At 39.8% G+C, this 18,406-nt stretch carries 18 protein-coding genes; 7 read left to right on the plus strand and 11 right to left on the minus strand.

Going from position 1 to position 18,406, the window contains the following annotated elements; all coding sequences use genetic code 11:
* Positions 1–34: 34 nt before the first annotated feature.
* The 5 genes from CGB83_RS19595 to CGB83_RS19610 all read right to left on the minus strand — a co-directional run bounded on the left by CGB83_RS19595 (position 35) and on the right by CGB83_RS19610 (position 3,215).
* Positions 35–436: a hypothetical protein gene (locus CGB83_RS19595; RefSeq protein ID WP_100077349.1), complete on the minus strand. Its 402-nt coding sequence runs from the start codon at positions 434–436 to the stop codon at positions 35–37.
* A 39-nt stretch (positions 437–475) separates the two neighbouring features.
* On the minus strand, positions 476–1,084 hold the full coding sequence (locus CGB83_RS19600; protein ID WP_157761471.1) for a DUF6705 family protein: 609 nt from the start codon (positions 1,082–1,084) through the stop codon (positions 476–478).
* A gap of 31 nt (positions 1,085–1,115) precedes the next feature.
* Positions 1,116–1,289, minus strand: coding sequence for a hypothetical protein (locus CGB83_RS20265; protein WP_157761472.1), 174 nt, complete (start codon positions 1,287–1,289; stop codon positions 1,116–1,118).
* A gap of 117 nt (positions 1,290–1,406) precedes the next feature.
* The gene (locus CGB83_RS19605; RefSeq protein ID WP_100077351.1) at positions 1,407–1,817 is read right to left on the minus strand and encodes a hypothetical protein; all 411 of its coding nucleotides are present in this window, start codon (positions 1,815–1,817) and stop codon (positions 1,407–1,409) included.
* A 3-nt stretch (positions 1,818–1,820) separates the two neighbouring features.
* Positions 1,821–3,215: a hypothetical protein gene (locus CGB83_RS19610; protein ID WP_100077352.1), complete on the minus strand. Its 1,395-nt coding sequence runs from the start codon at positions 3,213–3,215 to the stop codon at positions 1,821–1,823.
* Positions 3,216–3,360: 145 nt separating this feature from the next.
* Here CGB83_RS19610 and CGB83_RS19615 point away from each other — a divergent pair, with 145 nt between their 5' ends.
* Positions 3,361–3,741: a helix-turn-helix transcriptional regulator gene (locus tag CGB83_RS19615; protein ID WP_100077353.1), complete on the plus strand. Its 381-nt coding sequence runs from the start codon at positions 3,361–3,363 to the stop codon at positions 3,739–3,741.
* A gap of 113 nt (positions 3,742–3,854) precedes the next feature.
* Here the strand turns inward: CGB83_RS19615 and CGB83_RS19620 are convergent, their stop codons facing one another.
* Positions 3,855–5,459 (minus strand): S8 family peptidase, encoded by a 1,605-nt coding sequence (locus CGB83_RS19620; RefSeq protein ID WP_100077354.1) that lies wholly within the window; start codon positions 5,457–5,459, stop codon positions 3,855–3,857.
* 86 nt (positions 5,460–5,545) lie between these two features.
* On the opposite strand from CGB83_RS19620, the gene CGB83_RS19625 reads away from it, so the two are divergent.
* The 3 genes from CGB83_RS19625 (at position 5,546) to CGB83_RS19635 (ending at position 8,689) form a co-directional block, all read left to right on the plus strand.
* The gene (locus CGB83_RS19625) at positions 5,546–6,670 is read left to right on the plus strand and encodes a DegT/DnrJ/EryC1/StrS family aminotransferase (protein WP_100077355.1); all 1,125 of its coding nucleotides are present in this window, start codon (positions 5,546–5,548) and stop codon (positions 6,668–6,670) included.
* Positions 6,671–7,107: 437 nt separating this feature from the next.
* Positions 7,108–8,127 (plus strand): UDP-glucose 4-epimerase GalE, encoded by a 1,020-nt coding sequence (galE, locus tag CGB83_RS19630; protein ID WP_100077356.1) that lies wholly within the window; start codon positions 7,108–7,110, stop codon positions 8,125–8,127.
* Positions 8,128–8,227: 100 nt separating this feature from the next.
* Positions 8,228–8,689, plus strand: a complete 462-nt coding sequence (locus tag CGB83_RS19635) for an adenylyltransferase/cytidyltransferase family protein (protein WP_100077357.1) — start codon at positions 8,228–8,230, stop codon at positions 8,687–8,689.
* 44 nt (positions 8,690–8,733) lie between these two features.
* Here CGB83_RS19635 and CGB83_RS19640 read toward each other — a convergent pair whose 3' ends face one another.
* The 5 genes from CGB83_RS19640 to pnuC all read right to left on the minus strand — a co-directional run bounded on the left by CGB83_RS19640 (position 8,734) and on the right by pnuC (position 14,611).
* Positions 8,734–11,247 (minus strand): TonB-dependent receptor, encoded by a 2,514-nt coding sequence (locus tag CGB83_RS19640; protein WP_100077358.1) that lies wholly within the window; start codon positions 11,245–11,247, stop codon positions 8,734–8,736.
* A 169-nt stretch (positions 11,248–11,416) separates the two neighbouring features.
* Positions 11,417–12,442, minus strand: coding sequence for an endolytic transglycosylase MltG (mltG, locus tag CGB83_RS19645; protein WP_100077359.1), 1,026 nt, complete (start codon positions 12,440–12,442; stop codon positions 11,417–11,419).
* A gap of 24 nt (positions 12,443–12,466) precedes the next feature.
* Entirely contained in the window at positions 12,467–13,234 is a 768-nt protein-coding gene (dapF, locus tag CGB83_RS19650) for a diaminopimelate epimerase (RefSeq protein WP_100077360.1), read from the minus strand.
* 91 nt (positions 13,235–13,325) lie between these two features.
* Positions 13,326–13,937, minus strand: coding sequence for a hypothetical protein (locus CGB83_RS19655; RefSeq protein WP_100077361.1), 612 nt, complete (start codon positions 13,935–13,937; stop codon positions 13,326–13,328).
* The gene (pnuC, locus tag CGB83_RS19660; RefSeq protein WP_100077362.1) at positions 13,934–14,611 is read right to left on the minus strand and encodes a nicotinamide riboside transporter PnuC; all 678 of its coding nucleotides are present in this window, start codon (positions 14,609–14,611) and stop codon (positions 13,934–13,936) included. The genes CGB83_RS19655 and pnuC overlap by 4 nt, the downstream gene beginning before the upstream one ends.
* Positions 14,612–14,773: 162 nt before the next feature.
* Between pnuC and CGB83_RS19665 the strand changes: the two genes are divergently transcribed.
* The 3 genes from CGB83_RS19665 to CGB83_RS19675 all read left to right on the plus strand — a co-directional run bounded on the left by CGB83_RS19665 (position 14,774) and on the right by CGB83_RS19675 (position 18,349).
* On the plus strand, positions 14,774–16,294 hold the full coding sequence (locus tag CGB83_RS19665; RefSeq protein WP_100077363.1) for an APC family permease: 1,521 nt from the start codon (positions 14,774–14,776) through the stop codon (positions 16,292–16,294).
* A 52-nt stretch (positions 16,295–16,346) separates the two neighbouring features.
* Positions 16,347–17,360, plus strand: coding sequence for a WD40/YVTN/BNR-like repeat-containing protein (locus CGB83_RS19670; RefSeq protein ID WP_100077364.1), 1,014 nt, complete (start codon positions 16,347–16,349; stop codon positions 17,358–17,360).
* Positions 17,361–17,437: 77 nt separating this feature from the next.
* Positions 17,438–18,349 (plus strand): sialate O-acetylesterase, encoded by a 912-nt coding sequence (locus CGB83_RS19675; protein ID WP_100077365.1) that lies wholly within the window; start codon positions 17,438–17,440, stop codon positions 18,347–18,349.
* The last annotated feature ends 57 nt before the right edge of the window (positions 18,350–18,406 follow it).

Consider the following 18,406-nt stretch of genomic DNA (forward strand, 5'->3'; position numbering starts at 1 on the left):
AAATTTTGGTGGTTTTATTTTTAATGTTTTAAAATCATCGATATACAATTATATCTTTCACTATTTTACTTCCATAAAATGTTTTTTCTTCATTGGTAAAATAGAAAGCATTTTTTTGTTCATAAAATTGTGTTTGGTCTCTTGGTATCGGATCTTGCCATTTTATCAATAAAGTCACTGTACGACGAAAGCTTAGTTCTTTTTCAGCGAATTTAAACCTTGTGTCGGCTGATATTGTTTTTTTTCTCCCCATTGATGCTGCCCATGCCGTTTTTGGCTGTATTTGTGTCATTTCATTTAGAAGTTTTGAAAAAGGTTGACCGATATAATTTGCTTTATTGAATTCGAATTGTTTTAAATAATTCAAAGTATCTAATTGAGCATTTATTTTGCTAATGCCAACTGTTAATATGAATAGAGTAATTATATTTTTCATAGTTATGCTATTAGAAAACCTCTATGTAGGAGGTTTGTATTATTGCTTTATCATTGTGAACTCACCTAATGGTAAAGAAAAATTTGCCGGAGGACTTTCAGTTTCTACATTGTAAGTAACGGTATTAGGATTAGCAATTTTAACTTGTAATACTTGTTGTCCGTTTATAATTGTTCTTCTCATAAGAAAATCAGCATATCGGCTGGTTAATTTATCTGTAATGACTAACCTTATTCTTTTTTCATTTATATTGCATTGTGGACATTTCCATAAACGGGAATTATTTCCCAAAATACTATTCCCAGCAATGCCATGTTTTAAAAACTGATCAGAATAAGATATATTCAAATTAGAAAAGGTATTTACTTTCTCAGTTCCATTTAGAATATATTGATACTCACCGATAATCAAGTCTTCATAATGTGAACCTACTGGTTGCATTATCATCTTCTTTAACACTATTTTAAAAATATCATTTCCATTAGTATATAAATAAGTTCCTTCAAAAGAATTTAATATATTATCTAAATCCTTTCTATAGTAGCCGCTAGGTTTTTTGTAACCAGATTTTGTAATGTCTATTATAGCACTATGAGACTTTAGCTGAGTTGAAAATATTAAAATAAATAAAAACAATATATTTTTCATAAGTTTATTAATTACAATTAATTGTTTGTACTTAAGCATTTGGTGTATTAGATGCAATTTGCAATTTACTAAATCCTGTGAGATCATTATTTGCCTTATAGAGTCCAACATTAGTTCCAAAATTCATTTGTAGAAAAACACTTTCATAATTCGGATTATCTTTTAGTGACTCCTCATCATATGCTAATTTTAATTGGTCATCCATTCTTTTCTTTATTTCTTCATGGGTACACCCAATATTATCAGGGGTATTAAATACATCTTTATCAGGATATTAAAAATAAACCATCAAATTTTGATGGTTTATTTTATCGTTTTAAAATTATCGATATATAATTATATCTTTCACAATTTTGCTTCCATAAAATGCTTTTTCTTCATTGGTGAAATAAAAAGCATTCTTTTGTTCATAAAATTTTGTTTGGTCTCTTGGTATCGGAGCTTGCCATTTTATTAATAAGGTAATAGCATTATGAAAACTTAAATCGATAGTTGTGAATTTAAATCTTGTGTTTGCAGATATATTTTTTTTCCTTTCTGTTGAAATTGACCACGCTGTCTTAGGTTGTATTTGTGTCATTTCATTTAAAAGTTTTGAAAAAGGTTGACCGATATAATTTGATTTATTGAGTTCGAATTGTTTTAAATAATTCAAAGTATCTAATTGAGCATTTATTTTGCAAATGCCAACTGTTAATATGAATAGAGTAATTATTTTTTTTAAATTTTTCATTTATTATGGTTTTAGATTACAATCTGTTGTTTGGTTGTACACATATATTGGGATATAAATTCCCCCTACATTTATATTTGTTATATTTTCATTTACAAATATAGACTTAAAATTTCCTGAAGAATCTTTTTGGCTTAAACTAGCTCCTACATCATATTTACTTAAAATCAATGCCGTTGCATTAGCCATTGCATCGTCTTCTGAAAATCCTTGTCGTTGAAATTGTGTTAATGCGTTTTCAAAACTAACAAATATAGGAGAACTCTCTTTCCAATGTGATGTAGTCATGTCTAAGTTATTACCAGCAGAATGATTGGCAACAAAATCAGCATACTTTATAGGATCGGTAATAGTTAAAGCATATACAATTCCTCCATTTGCAAAGACAAAAAATATATTAAAGCTTGGGTTTATAGTATTTGCACCTTGAAGAGAATAGATATCTCCTGCTGAAAAACAATTAAATAAATCAGTGGTATGTGTATGCGCTCCTCCTTCAATGGAAAGATTGGGATTATTGGCTTGTAATCCTACTTGATTTCCAGCAGTTGCCGTTTTAATAGGCGTTGTCTCATAATTTCCATTTGCATCTTTCCCAAATGAAAAAGATTTCTCATTAGTATCTGTACCTAAGGTGCTTGTGAGTTGTGTTTGTGCTAATGCTATTTTTGTATTATTTAAAAGTGCTTTGGCATTTGTATTATTATTTACTGCTTTTGCGCAAGGATCTTCCGGCTCCGGCTGCGGATCTTCGCCTCCTCCTCCGGGGTAGGGATAGCCCGGATCATTCCCGCCCCCTCCAAGGCATGTTCCGTCAGGAAGCACTTCACCGACACAGCTCTCCAGCTGCTGGCTCTTGCATTCTGTCACATGATGCGATTCCCAGTGCCCGGGACCATCAGGATCACTTTCATTATCCGGGTAAAACATTGAAATGGTCTTGGTTGTACAGACTAACTTTCCCGCTGTATTATCCACAAGAGTCGTCTCTGCCCTTTTGAGCCTGGAGGACATCAGGTTCTGAAAGAATTCCATATCATTCTGTACCTGGGTATAGGTAAAATAAACCCTCTGTCCTTTCCTTGGCACATTCAGTACCGCTATAACTTTTCCTTGCTCAGCTACCGGAACCATCAGGAAACTTTCATCAAAGCGGTCCATGGTCATCGCATAGTCCCACATCGGTTCACCGGCACCCTTTTTTATTTCTTCATGGTGTTCTGAGTAGACTTTCATGACATTTTTAATATACTTTTCATCTTCTTTCCAGAGGCTTTTGGAATGGTATTCCTTAGACGCCGGATCGGAAGCCGTATAGATCTCATCATGGACACAGGAAAGCAGTACAAGGCAGAAAGCCATCATAAAGGCCAGCCACGAAATTAATTTTCTCATCATAAGTTTTGGTTTTTAGTGAGTTAAAGATAGATTATTTTCCTTACTCTACAAAGGTGTGAAAAAAAATAAAATGTCAGTGCCCTATTTTTGATGCATCTTTATTTTTAGAAATAAATTATATTTGCTTATTCAAACAGATAGAGCTATGAATGCAACCATTGGAAGAAGAATAAGAAAGTATAGAGAAGAAAAAGGATTTTCTCAGGAAGACCTTGCCGGGCAACTCCATATTTCCCGTTCAACGTATCAAAGAATAGAAAATGGTGAAACAAATTCATGGGTTAATCATATTGAAAACATTTGTAATTCTCTGGATGTAAATATGGAGGATATTCTTAAGCCAGAAGAGGGCTATACACAAATAAATAAAGAAAATTCGGCTAATGAAAATTCAAGTAATAATATGATTCAAAATCAAACAAATAATTACAGTTCATCCGAAAAACTCATAGAACAGTATGAAGAGCGCATCAAAGAACTGAAAGAACAAGTATCTTATTGGAAAAGCAAAGCAGAAGGTCAGTAGCAAATGTCTGCTTTTACCGAAATCGATATAAACTCTTTTAGACTGCAATGGTTTAAAGAGAAAAATAATTGCTTTAAAAAAACAAAAAACCTCTCAAATCGAGAGGTTTCAATTTATTCCTTTATGAATTTTTCATAGTAAATTTTATCCTTCGTCTGGATTTTCAGGTAATACACACCTTTTGCAAAATCTCCGACCTGTATTGATTTCTGATGCTCCGCTTTTGTGATCAGCCTTCCTAAATGATCATATACTTCAAGATGTATTACTTCGTTTTCCGATGCAACATTTAAAATATTTCGGGCCGGATTCGGAAAAACCGTAATACCATTTTTCCTGACCAATTCAGAAGTATTCAGGGTCATATTATAAAACTTCCCGAAGTTTAAGATTCCATAACCCATCTGATCGGTATGCGCTGGGAACAGGGAGGCGGTCTGCCTCAGCCGGTTGCGCATGAGGTCCCTGTTCATGGTTGTGAAAGCCTGGATCAGGCAGGCAACACCACCGGCAGCAATAGGCGTGGCAATAGAAGTTCCGTTTACGGTTATGGTTGAATTGTTGTCTACGGTTGCAGACGCGGTTCCCCTCGCACTGGCATCAGGCTTGATAACACCGGCGGAATTGGGCCCGTATGAAGAAAACCCTGAAGAAGCCCCGGATGAATCAACGGAACCTATAGTAAATACCTGCGCATGATCTGCGGGTGTGGTAATATAATGCCAGCTCGACTGTCCTGAATTTCCGGCAGCAATCAGTACAAAAATACCTTTACTCACGGCAATACCTGCGGCTCTTGCGATGAAGGAAGTGTTCCCGTTCATATCCGCATACGTATAATTATACTGTGGATCGTCAAAAGTGGAATAGCCTAAAGAAGTGGTGATCATGTCAACCCCTTTCCGGTCGGCTTCTTCTGCCGCTTCAATCCAGTACAGTTCCTCTTCCGGAATTTCTACGGTGGCATTTTCGCTTCGGTACAGGTAAAAATCCGCATCGGGAGCAGATCCGACAAAAGAATTTGTGATATAGCCTCCTATGGCACCCAAAACTACGGAACCATGATTATTAAGCCCAGTATTGTAAATATCCGAGCCTTTAGTAACAAAGTCATATCCGCCTTTGATATGGTTATTGGCCCATAATCTTGAAAAGGCAGATCCGGTATTCACATAGGGGAATCCTGTGTCAATAACGGCAATGGTAACTCCTGTCCCGGTATATCCTGCAAGATGTAACGGTTTCAGGTTAATTTGGTCAATCTGATCATTACCTGAACCATAATCAAATGTCGTCAGCAGTTTCTGCGTGATTGTTTCGGTTGTCCACTTATTGCTATCCGGGATTTTGGTAGTGCCGGAAGTATTTTTGGCAAAGCTTTCAACGGATTGTACGTAAGTCTGTGACTGCAAGAGCTGGATCTGTGCCGGCGTGGCATTGACCGCGACACCGTTCAGCCATTTGGAGTAATCCGTCACAGTGAACCCCAGGTTCTGGACGTTCTGGATGTAAGAAGGCTCAACCGGTGCATCCTGGTCATTCAGGGGAATTCCCAGTGCCGTACGCCTGTTAAGGGATTTCTGGCTGAGTTCGGAAAGCGGGTTGGCATAAAAGGCAGCTTTGTTCGGCTTTCCGGTAAAATACACAAACACCAGCTGGCTTTGGGCAAAACTTACGGAGTAGGCTGCCATCAGCAAAAGAAGTACAGCTTTTTTCATACGGTTCTTTTGGATAAAGATAAAACAAAATCAATAAAATTTTTGACAGGATTTTAATTTCCTTATTTTTACACAAATATTATTTTATGAAAAAGATTCAGATGGTCGACTTACAGAGTCAGTATTACAAGATAAAAAATGATGTGGATAATGCGGTTTTAAATGTAATGGATTCAGCGGCTTTCATCAATGGCCCCGAGGTAAAGTCTTTCCAGAATGAATTGGAATCTTATCTTGATGTACAACACGTCATTCCCTGCGGCAACGGAACAGATGCCCTTCAGATTGCATTGATGGCACTGGACCTGAAAGAAGGGGATGAAGTGATCACAGCCGACTTTACGTTTGCTGCCACTGTTGAGGTGATACACCTGCTGAAACTTAAATCGGTACTGGTGGACGTGGACTATGATACTTTTACCATTTCAACCGAGCAGATCAGGAAAGCCATTACCCCGAAAACAAAAGCCATCATTCCTGTACACCTTTTCGGGCAGTGTGCGGATATGGAAGAAATAATGAAGATTGCCAAAGAGCATAACCTGTATGTGATTGAGGATAATGCACAGGCAATCGGCGCAGAATATACTTTATCGGACGGTTCTGTGAAGAAATCCGGAACAATGGGAACATTAGGGACCACTTCGTTTTTCCCGTCTAAAAACCTGGGCTGTTACGGAGACGGCGGAGCAATATTTACCAATGACGACGCACTCGCACACCGTATACGCGGAATTGTGAACCATGGGATGTATGAGCGCTATTATCATGATGAAGTAGGGGTGAACTCCCGTCTGGACAGCGTTCAGGCTGCAATTTTAAGGAAAAAGCTTCCTCATCTGGACACCTATAACGAAGCAAGAAGAAAGGCCGCGGAATATTATGATGAAGCGTTCGCAGGTCATGACCAGATCCTGACGCCTAAAAGAGCTGAAAATTCCAGCCATGTATTCCATCAGTATACCTTAAGAATCCTGAACGGACAGCGTAATGAACTGCAGAAATTCCTGACTGAAAAAGATATTCCGGCAATGATCTACTATCCGGTAGCATTGAGGAAACAGAAAGCCTATTTCCAGGACAGCAATGATGCCGATTTTGAGAATACCGATAAACTTCTGGATCAGGTAATCTCTCTGCCCATGCATACGGAACTGGACGACGAACAGCTGAAGTATATTACAGATGCTGTACTGGAATTCATGAAGTAAAGGAAAAAAGATTTAACTAATAAGGTGTATGTGATCAGCGTAATGTTGACTGCGTTCACCTTTTTTGTTTATCGGCAGGATTATGTTTGAGAATGTCAGATTCAGGCACAAAAGTTAACTGCATTAGTAAATTGAATAACAGTAGCGGTGTCGGGTTCTTTACCATGTGCTTTCTGTAAATAAATAACTATACAATTTTTGATTGATAATATTTATACTTGTGTGCTGATTAGTTAATAATTTTATACTACAGTTGGTTTTTGATTAAATAAATGCATGTTGAAAATATATAATTTTGAATAAGAATGGCATACTTTTCGGAGTATTATCTTTGTATTATCATTATATATTTTTAATCAATGTAAAGTGCCATGATGAAGTATGAAGATATCAATAAAATCGGAAAAAACACGCATACTAAAAATATACTATAAAAAATGGCAATACTCGTAACAGGAGGATTGGGATACATCGGCTCCCATACCGTAGTGGAACTTTTACATAACGGTTTTGAAGTCGTTATCATAGATGATTTATCCAATTCCGAAAAATTTATACTACACAATATTGAAGAAATTACAGGGAAAAGACCTGTATTTTATCCTTTCGACCTGAAAAGAAAAGAACTCCTTTCACAGGTTTTTGATGCTCATACTATTGAAGGATGCATCAATTTTGCTGCATTCAAGGCCGTTGGAGAGAGTCAGGAAAAACCGGTAGATTATTATGAGAATAATTTATTTTCCCTCATTAATATTTTGCAGGAATTTAAGAAAAGGAATATTTCCAACTTTATCTTCAGCTCTTCATGTACCGTTTACGGACAGGCTGATGTAATGCCGATCAATGAAGATACACCGCTGAAGCTTCCGGAAAGTGTTTACGGGAAGACCAAGCAGATGGGAGAGGAGATACTGGCAGATTTTGCCCGTGCGCACCGTAAAAAAATATCTCTGCTGCGGTACTTTAATCCAATCGGGGCCCATCCTTCAGCCCTTTTAGGAGAATTGCCTGTAGGTATACCGAATAACCTTGTACCTTATGTAACCCAAACAGCTGCCGGAATCCGGGAGAAGCTGAATATCTGGGGCAATGACTATGATACACAGGACGGAACTGCCGTGCGTGACTATATTTATGTAGTAGACCTTGCCAAAGCCCATGTTGCGGCATTAAAGAAATTAATGGAGCATGGTGACGAAGAAACTTTAATTGATATCTATAACCTTGGGACCGGTAAGGGCTCTACTGTACTGGAAGTTGTAGAGGCATTTGAAACCGCCAATAATGTTAAGGTACCATATCAGATCTGTGACAGGCGTGAAGGCGATATTGCCAGAGCCTATGCCAATGCAGATAAGGCAGCGCAGGAACTGGGATGGAAATCGGAAACCACTCTTCAGGAAGCTCTGAGAACGGTATGGGAATGGCAGAAATACCTGGCTTCAAGAAACTGATATACAACAGATGAATTAAAATTGAATACAAGACACACTAAATATTTTTAACTGCCGGTTTTATGATATATAAAGCGATTCGGCACAAATTAACAAAATTATGAAAACGCATAAAATAGGTATTACGTTCTCTTCATTCGATTTACTGCATGCAGGGCACATCAAAATGCTTGAAGAAGCAAAAACGGTTTGTGATTATCTTATTGTGGGATTACAGATCGATCCTTCCCATGACCGTCCGAACAAGAACAAGCCTACACAGACCATTGTGGAAAGATACATCCAGTTAAAAGCGGTTAATGCTGTTGACGAGATCATTCCTTACTACACGGAAGAAGATCTTCTGGATATCCTGAAATCGTTTGTGATTGATGTAAGGATCATTGGTGATGATTATATGGACAGGGATTTTACAGGCAAAAAATACTGTGAGGAAAAAGGGATCGAGATTTACTATAATAAAAGAGACCACCGGTTTTCCTCCAGTGACCTGAGAAAAAGAATTTTTGAAGCTGAGAAAAATAAAGCCAGTCAGAAAGAAGTAGCTGAGGCTGTGAAATAAAAAATATCCCGAAATTATTTTCGGGATATTTTTTTGTATTTGTCTTACATCGGTGCCTGCTGGTCGTCGCCCGCGGCGTTGGAGTTGATGTCCTTTTTTCGTTTCGGCTGGTCAATTTTTTCACCCTGCTTAAACCTGTAGGTAAAGGAAAGGGCAAACTGCCGTGGCTGCCACTGCATGTAAGAATCTCTGGTAAAATCTGCAGAGTAGGTCGTGGATCTCATTGCTCGGGTATTGAAGATATCCTGTATGTTAAAGCTGATAGTTCCATTTCCGTCCAAAACTGTTTTTGAGGCTCCGAAATTGATGGCGTACATATCTTTTCTATCCTGACTCTGCGTCTTTTGCCCGCCTCTATAGAATCCCTGAAGCTGGAAATTGAAAGTCTTGTCGACTTTAAATGTCGAAGTCAGCCTCGCTCTGGTAGAGAATCCGCTTCCTTCAAAAGACATAGCTTTATCCATTACCGCTGCATCATAATAGGAACCGGTTGTCTTATACCCGAATAAATCCAGGTTACCCATCAGTCTCAGCCATTTGGTAGCATCCCAGTTGAAATTGAAATCTAGGCCATACCGGTCGTCAGTACCTAAATTAACAGGTTTGGTATGGAAAACGGGAAGTTCATTTTCGTTTGTCCTGTATACCAGCATTTTCACATCATCCGTAGTGTGCCTGTAATATAAGGTAGGATTAATGGTGAAACTTTTCTTTGAAATGCTGTATCCGAACTCATAGGAATCCACATAAGAAGGATTAAGGTCTATATTTCCGTCAAAGATATTCTGGTTATCACTATAGCTTGGATTTGGAATCAGGAAGAACGAACGGGGACGGTCAATTCTTCTGGAATAGTTGATCAGGAACTGATTGTCTTTTGCAATATCATAACTCAGGAAAACACTTGGGAAAAGGTTGTTGTAATTTTTGGTCTGTGTCTTTCCTAAGCCATTCAGATTCAGGTAGTCGATATCGATCTTAGAAATTTCATCCCTTAAACCCAGCTGATAGCCCAGCTTGCCTATCTTGCTCTTAAACTGGAGATAAAAGGCATTGAACATTTCCTTGTATAGGGCATTGTAAGAGTAGTTCCCTAAATAAGTGTGGATAGGACTGGCCGCTGTGCTTTCCAGTACCATATTTTTATAATCATTATTATTGACATCTAACCTGTAACCCGCTTCAAGTTTAGAAACTTCGCCGATTGGTAATTCGTAGTCAGCCTTTCCTACAATACTTTTATTGACTGTTTTCTGGTTGATGTCATCCTCTAAAAGAGGAATATTATTGGACTGGTCATTCACATCCGTATCATTATAGGATCTGTTTCTTTGCAGGCTGAGGGATAAGGAAAGATTTTGTCCTTTGTCATCGAATTTATGATCCAGTCCGAAATCACCCTGAAATGCAAGATTATTGTTGCTGCCTTTATTCAGTCTCTGCCTGAAGGCATCCGGGGCATTCAGGTATTGGTAAAAATAGTTGATCCTACCATTATTTTCGCTGTCAAAAGACCTTACCGTTCCGGATGCGTTAACAGAGGTATGGTCTGTGATATCAAATGTGAGCCCCCCTGAAGCATTGTAGTTATTACTCTTGCTTTTGGTAATTGACTCCTGATCTGTATAGGTCTCATCCGTATTTTCTACCGGATTGTTAAACCAGCTGGTATTGCGGTTTGTATTTTTGGATTCTCTATATCCGCCTCCGCCGTTCAGGAACCAGGTGAATTTGCCTTTTCGCCAGCTGAGGTTGGTATTCATATTGGTTTGCGGAAGATAGCCCAGTGTTCCTGTAACGCTTCCGTTGAAGCCCATTTTTTTGTTTTTCTTCAGGATGATATTCAGGATACCTGCCGTTCCGCTGGCTTCAAATTTTGAAGAGGGATTGGTAATTACTTCAATTCTTTCAATCTGGTCTGCAGGGATACTCTGCAGGGCATTGGCTCCGTCATCAATTCCCAAAAGGGCAGAAGGCTTACCGTTAATCAGAAACCTCACATTGGAGCTTCCTCTCATGGATACGGTACCGTCCGTATCTACCGACACTGAAGGTACATTGGAAAGAACGTCCTGGAGATTTCCTCCTCTGCTCACAATATCCTGCGACGGGTCATAGGTCCTTTTATCAAGTTCAACCTTATAAGGCTTTGTAGAAGGTGCTGTAATGACAACTCCCTGAATGTCCTGTGTTTTAAGATTGGTTGCACTGGCTTCAGGTTCAATGGAAAAAGCGCCGATATTACCTGCAGCTGTAATCTGTTTGTTGATCATATTTTTCTTATAATCAATAGCTTCTATGCTGATATCATAATTTCCAGGCGTAATCTCAAGTTTATACTGGCCTTTTTCATCAGTGAGTGTGGCATCACTCAATAATTTATTTGCCTTGTTGCTGAAGGTAACCGATGCATAGGGTACAGGCTGGTTGCTTTTGTCCACCACCGTCCCGGAAATACCTACTTTCTCCTGTCCGAACGCCAGCGCCGCTGCCGAAAGCACAAAAGTAAGCCCTAAGGTTTTTCTTGTAAAGATGTTAATGATTTCCGTCTGATTCATAAGGGTATTGTTTGTGTAAAATCGTGAAAAGTTCCTTCTCAATCTTAAGAAATTAATAATATTCAATTTTTCAAAAGATTAAGATAATTTTATTATTCTAAAGAGATATGTCGCTTTAAAACTTAAAATGTTAATTGCTGAATTGTTAAAATAAAGTTAAATTAAGCTATTATTTGATATTCCTGGAATTCAGCCAGTCTTGATACGCTTTCGCGTTGACGGCGTGCTCTTCCGCATTATCAGTAAATTTGTGGTAGCCGAACCTTGACGGATCTGCACACATGAATATATAGTTATTGTTTTCGGCGTTTAATACTGCATCTACAGAATTTTTATCCACGATACAGATCGGCCCCGGAGGAATGCCTTTATTTGCATACGTATTATAAGGTGATGGGGTAGACAGGTATTTATAGAATACCCTTTTGATGGGCTGCTTAAAATTCGTTTCTTTATTCACGGCGTAGATCACCGTAGGGTCAGACTGGAGCTTCATCCCTTTTCTGTACCGGTTAAGGTATAATCCGGCAATTCTTTTCATTTCATCAGGTTTTCCTCCGGATTCCTTATACACAATAGATGCCAGAGCATAAATCTGATCTCTGGTCAGGCCGGATTGCTGCTCTTTTGCCTTCCTTTCGCTATTCCAGAATTCATTGTACTGCTTTTCGAATTTGCTGAAAAAATCCTCGGGAGTAACCGTCCAGAAAAAATTATAGGTATCTATAAAAAAATATTTTTTGAGGTCTTCCGCGTTGCTGTAGCCTTTTTTCAACGCAATTTTGTTCAGGTCATTTACAAACTGCAGAGAATCAGATTCGGTTTTTTTAGTTACCTTCCCCAACATCTGGTATACATCGCCGAAATCACCGATCCTGAAGCTGTTTTCAGCCTGGCTACCTGCCTTGATCATATTCACCAGTTCCGAGTTTCCCATGCCTTTCCGAAAATGGTACCGTCCCGGTTTGAAATACTTTTCAAGATCTTTCTCCCTGGCTACTGTTTCGAAAGAAGCTTTATCATCCACGTATTGTGCTGCGGAATCCAGAATCCTGCTGAGATTTGCCTTATTTGAAATCAGTATATATCCGTCCTTTGCAATGTTGTTCTTGTAGTATTTCGCATAAAATCTGAAACCAAAAAACCCACCTGCCACAATAACAATCAGGATGATAACGGGAATAGCTTTTTTCATAAACGATAATATAAACGTATATAATTAAATAAGGTCGATTTTTCCTTTGAAAACCTGTTTGGCAGGGCCTTCCAGCCAGATGTTCCGGAAAGAGCTTCCATTCTTTTCCGCATGTACGGCAAGATTTCCTCCCAGGGTCTTCACTGGTACGGAAATTAGATTGTTTTTTTGCATGAAAGTTAAAGCTGCCGCTGTAACTCCGGTTCCGCAGCTGTATGTTTCATCCTCAACCCCTCGTTCATAGGTCCTTACAAAAATTCCATCCTGCCCGTTTTTTTCCACAAAATTGACATTGATGCCTTTCTCCTTGTAGTTTTCAGAATTCCGGATGCTTTTTCCTTCGGCAAAAACATCATAACGGATCAGATCTTCCACATATTTTACATAGTGCGGTGAACCCGTATCCAGTACGGAGTCTTCTCCATCCATGGAAATCATTTCCACATCGCTCATCTTAAGTTTAATAATGCCGTTATGGATTTCCGCTTCATGAGGTCCGTCTATCGCAATAAAGTTGCAGTTGCTTTCAAATATATCCAGGAAGAATGCAAAAGCTACGGAACACCGGGCACCGTTTCCGCAAAAGCTTTTGGAGCCGTCGGAATTATAATAATCCACTTCAAAATCATATCCTTCTGCGATATTGATTTTGATCAATCCGTCTGCACCGATGCCGAACCTCCGGTCACAAAGTTTTGCTATATCTGAAATTTCAAGATGATTCCATTCCCCGGAACGATTATCGATCATCACAAAATCATTTCCTGTACCCTGATACTTATAAAATTCCATATCCACTGATGTAATAATGAAGCTGCAAAATTACTGCATTTAAAACAAAAACGAACAGGGTGAGCTGTTCGTTTTCGCTTATTTAGAATAATTATCTTCTGAATCCGCTTCCCTGGTTGGAAGAGCTGTTCTGCGGCGTATCCCTGAAACCGCTTCCGGAGTTGGAATTCGTATTACCGGGATTCGTATTCCTGAACCCTCCGCTGTTGTCCTGTCTTGGAGGCGTCTGCTGAGGAGCCGTATTCCTGAATCCGCTATTCTGGTTGGTAGAATTACCGGAATTCTGGTTCCTGAATCCTCCGCTGTTGTTTCTGCGGCTGTTATTCCCTTTATTATAGTTTCTGTTAATATAGTTTCCATTGTTGAAACCGCTGCCGGTACCAGTGGACCCTCTGAAGCCATTAGGTCGTTGCGATGTTGCACCGTTTCCTCTTCTTTCTACATAGACTCTTCTCCTGTCATTTCCGTTGTTATAGAAATAGTATGGAATACCGTTGTCATAATAATAGTTGATGTCATTCCGGTAATAGTATCCGTCATTGCCCCAATATCCGCCGCCACCGTAATAATTCTGGGGTGCATAATAATATCCGTCGTTATAGTAGGGATCTCCGTAAGAGTATCCGCTGTCTGAGTACATCGCGCAGGATGTTAAGCTAGCTATAGTGAAAATACTGAATGCTATTTTTAATACACTTTTCATAATGGTACAACATTTTTTTCTTTAAAACTTTTTTTCCAGTTGACGTATCCTGAGTACGCCATGATAGTAAATACCAAATATTGAACCGAAGTGATTCCCAGTCCTTTGAAAATCATCATAGGAATGCAGATCAGATCTCCGATGATCCAGAATATCCAGTTTTCGATCTTTCTTTTAGCCATCAGCCACATCCCTACCAGGAAGATCGACGTGGTAAAGACGTCCATCCAGTTCGCCCAGTCCAGATGGTACAGGCCTAAACTGACTCCTTCCATCGAAAATTGATGGTTAATAAAAGGCTTATAATAATAGATCACCGTAACCAGGATCAGGCTGATAACAAATAAAAATCCTGCGGTAAACCATTCTTTTGCCGTGGCCCAGCTTACCTCTACATGGATATTGTCCTGTGAGCTTTTTGCCCATAATACCCAGCCGTAGATGCTCATGGCCGTGTAATATACATTGATCATACAGTCTCCCAAAAGGCCGAATTGGAACAGCAGATAAACGTAAATCAGTGTAGATACGATACCGGTGGGATATACCCAGATATTTTTTTTGATGGAAAAATAAACACTCAGGATTCCGAAAAAGGTTCCGGCAACTTCCAGAAGGATTTGCCCTGTGTGGTATCCCTCGTAGGGTTTTACGAATAGATCGTATAGATTCATGCGCTCAAAAATAATGAAAAAAAGGCAGATCCGGAAATAGTTTGAATAGTATGGAACACAGTTATTTACTTCCTTGCATCTAAAAATAATATTTAAATTTTATCAATAAACGTTAAGGTTTCTAAAATTTTTATATTTTCGTAAATCTTTAAAAAATTGAATATGTCTAAAATATGGACCAAAAAACCCATGAGCGCTTTCGAAAACGATATGAAAAGCAGTCAGCTCAAAAGGGTACTCGGTAAATGGAGTCTTACAGCGATCGGGATCGGAGCGATTATCGGAGGAGGAATTTTTGTACTGACAGGTACAGGCGCGTATTACCATGCGGGACCTGCACTGGCGATTTCTTTCATCATTGCCGGGATTGCCTGTATTTTTGCAGCGCTGTGCTATTCTGAATTTGCCTCAATACTGCCGGTAGAAGGATCTGCTTATGCGTATGCTTACGGAACAGTAGGGGAAATCTTCGCCTGGATCATCGGGTGGGGGCTCATCCTGGAATATGCTATGGGATCTATGACGGTTGCGGTATCCTGGTCCGGATATTTCAATAAGATGCTAAAGATGTTCGGCCTCCACCTGCCCGAATACCTTACTTCAGACCCTGCAAGCTACAGCGGATCCGGATTTTCCATGAACCTTCCGGCATTCGTTATTGTACTTGTGGTAATCGGCCTTTTGATCAAAGGGACTAAAGAAGCGGCTAAAGCCAATAACCTGATCGTGCTGATGAAAGTATCTGCTGTACTGTTCGTTATTATTGCCGGAGTATTCTTCATCAATACAGCCAACTGGGATCCTTTTATTCCTGCACAGAGAATGGTGATGGAAGGAGATCAGATGAAAGAGGCTTATGGTGTTCAGGGAATCGTTTCCGGAGCAGCTGCCATATTCTTTGCCTACATTGGTTTTGATGCCGTATCTACACAGGCGGGGGAAGCCATCAATCCTAAAAAAGATGTTCCTTTTGCCATTATCGTATCACTTTTAGTGTGTACAGCCCTTTACATCCTGGTATCATTAGTGTTGACGGGAATGATGAATTACAGTAATTTCGATCCTCACGGTAAATACCCTGATGCCATTAAGGCACCGGTAGCCTATGCATTTGAAATTGCAGGACAGGGCTGGGCCGGATACATTATTACCATTGCTGCAACAGTTGGGTTGATTTCCGTATTAATGGTCATGATCATGGGGCAGTCCAGGATTTTCCTGGGAATGTCGAAAGACGGGTTGATCCCTAAAGTTTTCAGCGATGTACACCCGGTAAGAAAAACCCCGGCAAAAAGCCTGATGATGCTGGGGATTGTTATTGCTACCGTGGCTGCCTTCACGCCGATCAGCAAGCTGGCGGATATGACGAGTTTCGGTACCCTGTTTGCCTTCACAATGGTGTGTGTGGCTGTATGGATCCTCAGAAAGAAAGAGCCTCAGTTGCCGAGGAATTTCAGAGTTCCGGCATTGCCAGTGATCGCAACACTGGGAATCTGCATCAATGTGTACCTGATCTGGAACCTGAGCCATGAAGCGAAGCTCTTATCAATGGCATGGCTGTTCCTGGGAGTGATCATCTATTTCACCTACAGTTTAAGAAACAGTAAGCTTCATAAAACCGGATACGGGGAAACGTTCAAAGCAGAGCAGGAACCGCTTCAGAAGACAGATTTAGATTTATAAATATACTTTGAAATCCACGGCGAATGCTGTGGATTTTTTATTTTTGGCCTCTATGAAAAAGATTTTCACCATTATAGGTTCATTCTTGGGAATGACTGTGTTTTCACAACACGTAAAAAGTTTTGAAACCATTCTGAATGATCAGATAAGCATCCGTGCTTTAGAAATTTACGATCATAAAGTCTGGTACAGCGGAACCGACTCCAGGTTTGGTTTTGTGGATTTAAAAGACCCAGTAAACCAGAAGCAGATCAGGCTGTCCGAAAAAAAACTGCAGTTCCGCACATTGGGCCAAGATAAGAATGCATTTTACGCCATCAATGTAGAAAGCCCTGCTGAGTTTTTTAAGATCAGTAAAAAAGATTTACAGCATGAAGTTGTTTTCAGGGATACGGTAAAAACGGCATTTTATGATGCGTTGCATTTTGTGAATCATCGGCTCGCTTACACATTGAGTGATTCAGATAAGGACAACCGTTTAAAGCTGGCTGTTTTAAAAGCTGGAAAATGGGAAATGTTGAAGAATAACCCGGTTTTAAATGAGGGTGAAGCTGCTTTTGCGGCCAGCAATACCAATATTGCATCCACAAAAAAATACCTCTGGATTGCCACGGGAGGCAAGTCTTCCAGGATCATCAGAATGAACCTGAAAAATAATCAGCCTGAAATATTTGAGACACCTTTCATTCAGGGGACATCTTCCCAGGGTATGTATTCCATCGATTTTGCTGATGATACCTTCGGAATTGCTGTCGGAGGTGATTATACCATGCAGGATGCCAATATCAATAACATCGCAACAACCCATGACGGAGGCAGAACCTGGCAGATTCAGGCATCCGGTAAAAATGCCGGGTATATGACCTGTGTGAGGATCAGGCCCGGTTCCGGGGGAAAAGAGATGATTGCGGTTGGTGACCGTCATATCAGCTATTCTTCAGATTACGGAAAGAGCTGGACGAAGATTTCTGATGAAAAGAATTTGTATGTCTGCCAGTGGACCGATGAGGATACCGTAGTGCTCGCCGGAAAAGACAGGGTAGCAGTTTTAGAGCTGACGTTTTAAAAACAGATTCAGCATGTATTCTTCATGAGTATGATCGGTTTTTCGCCCGGAATATTTAAATTTAAATAAAAATACACATGAAAAATAAAGCATTTTTTATTTTAATAATCTTTCCGGTATTCGTATACAGCCAGAAAATCAGGGTTTTTATTCTGGCCGGGCAATCCAATATGAATGGATTTGGTTATAATAAAGACCTTCCGGAAGATCTGAAGGCCTTTCAGGATGTGTACATCTTTCAGGGCAGCTCTGTTCCGGACGGGGATTCCGGCGGCGGAAGAGGAAAGTGGGACCTACTTAGGCCTGGTAATGGCACAGGTTTCAAGACGGACGGTAAAACCAATATGCTTTCAGACCGTTTCGGGCCGGAATTATCTTTTGCCAAAAAAATGAAAGAACTTTTTCCCGGCGAAAAAATTGCCCTGATTAAATACGCCCGTGAAGGAACATCTATAGACAGCCTGGCTGCGGCAGGCTTCGGATGCTGGGACGCTGATTTTAAAGGGAAAAACGGACTCAATCAGTATGACCATTTCCTGAAGACATTAAAAAATGCCTTGTCTGAAACCGATATTGATAAAAATGGACAGAAAGATGATCTTATTCCTTCCGGGATCGTCTGGATGCAGGGTGAAGGTGATGCCAGTTATACCGAAGAAATCGCAGGCCGCTATTACATACACCTTAAAACGCTGATGAACCAAATGAGGGCCGCTTTATTAACCGATGATCTTCCCGTAGTCATCGGAAAAATTTCAGATTCAGGAAAAAATGAAGCCGGAAAGGTATGGCCGATGGGCGAACTGGTGCAGTACGCACAGGAAAAATTTGCAGCAAAAGACGGGCATGCAGCCATCATCCGCACGACCAAGAAGTACAATTACGGAAATGATCCATGGCATTATGACAGTGCCGGATATATTGACCTAGGAAAAAACTTTGCAGAAGAGCTCCACAGGCTTATGATCATTTTTGAACAGCACCGGTAAAGACCTTGCAGGAGAACTTAATCTTAAAAGCCTTTTAGAGTTCGGACTCTGAAGGCT

Origin of the sequence: Chryseobacterium camelliae, from assembly GCF_002770595.1 — a bacterium.
Taxonomy (GTDB): Bacteria; Bacteroidota; Bacteroidia; order Flavobacteriales; family Weeksellaceae; genus Chryseobacterium; species Chryseobacterium camelliae.

What these genes read in the sequence shown, in the direction of transcription:
- CGB83_RS19595 (WP_100077349.1), bottom strand. Translation starts at nt 436, where the DNA reads ATGAAAAATATAATTACTCTATTCATATTAACAGTTGGCATTAGCAAA.
- pnuC (WP_100077362.1), bottom strand. Translation starts at nt 14,611, where the DNA reads ATGAATCTATACGATCTATTCGTAAAACCCTACGAGGGATACCACACA.
- CGB83_RS20265 (WP_157761472.1), bottom strand. Translation starts at nt 1,289, where the DNA reads ATGGATGACCAATTAAAATTAGCATATGATGAGGAGTCACTAAAAGAT.
- CGB83_RS19635 (WP_100077357.1), top strand. Translation starts at nt 8,228, where the DNA reads ATGAAAACGCATAAAATAGGTATTACGTTCTCTTCATTCGATTTACTG.
- galE (WP_100077356.1), top strand. Translation starts at nt 7,108, where the DNA reads ATGGCAATACTCGTAACAGGAGGATTGGGATACATCGGCTCCCATACC.
- CGB83_RS19605 (WP_100077351.1), bottom strand. Translation starts at nt 1,817, where the DNA reads ATGAAAAATTTAAAAAAAATAATTACTCTATTCATATTAACAGTTGGC.
- CGB83_RS19665 (WP_100077363.1), top strand. Translation starts at nt 14,774, where the DNA reads ATGTCTAAAATATGGACCAAAAAACCCATGAGCGCTTTCGAAAACGAT.
- CGB83_RS19655 (WP_100077361.1), bottom strand. Translation starts at nt 13,937, where the DNA reads ATGAAAAGTGTATTAAAAATAGCATTCAGTATTTTCACTATAGCTAGC.
- CGB83_RS19610 (WP_100077352.1), bottom strand. Translation starts at nt 3,215, where the DNA reads ATGATGAGAAAATTAATTTCGTGGCTGGCCTTTATGATGGCTTTCTGC.
- dapF (WP_100077360.1), bottom strand. Translation starts at nt 13,234, where the DNA reads ATGGAATTTTATAAGTATCAGGGTACAGGAAATGATTTTGTGATGATC.
- CGB83_RS19670 (WP_100077364.1), top strand. Translation starts at nt 16,347, where the DNA reads ATGAAAAAGATTTTCACCATTATAGGTTCATTCTTGGGAATGACTGTG.
- mltG (WP_100077359.1), bottom strand. Translation starts at nt 12,442, where the DNA reads ATGAAAAAAGCTATTCCCGTTATCATCCTGATTGTTATTGTGGCAGGT.
- CGB83_RS19675 (WP_100077365.1), top strand. Translation starts at nt 17,438, where the DNA reads ATGAAAAATAAAGCATTTTTTATTTTAATAATCTTTCCGGTATTCGTA.
- CGB83_RS19620 (WP_100077354.1), bottom strand. Translation starts at nt 5,459, where the DNA reads ATGAAAAAAGCTGTACTTCTTTTGCTGATGGCAGCCTACTCCGTAAGT.
- CGB83_RS19625 (WP_100077355.1), top strand. Translation starts at nt 5,546, where the DNA reads ATGAAAAAGATTCAGATGGTCGACTTACAGAGTCAGTATTACAAGATA.
- CGB83_RS19615 (WP_100077353.1), top strand. Translation starts at nt 3,361, where the DNA reads ATGAATGCAACCATTGGAAGAAGAATAAGAAAGTATAGAGAAGAAAAA.
- CGB83_RS19600 (WP_157761471.1), bottom strand. Translation starts at nt 1,084, where the DNA reads ATGAAAAATATATTGTTTTTATTTATTTTAATATTTTCAACTCAGCTA.
- CGB83_RS19640 (WP_100077358.1), bottom strand. Translation starts at nt 11,247, where the DNA reads ATGAATCAGACGGAAATCATTAACATCTTTACAAGAAAAACCTTAGGG.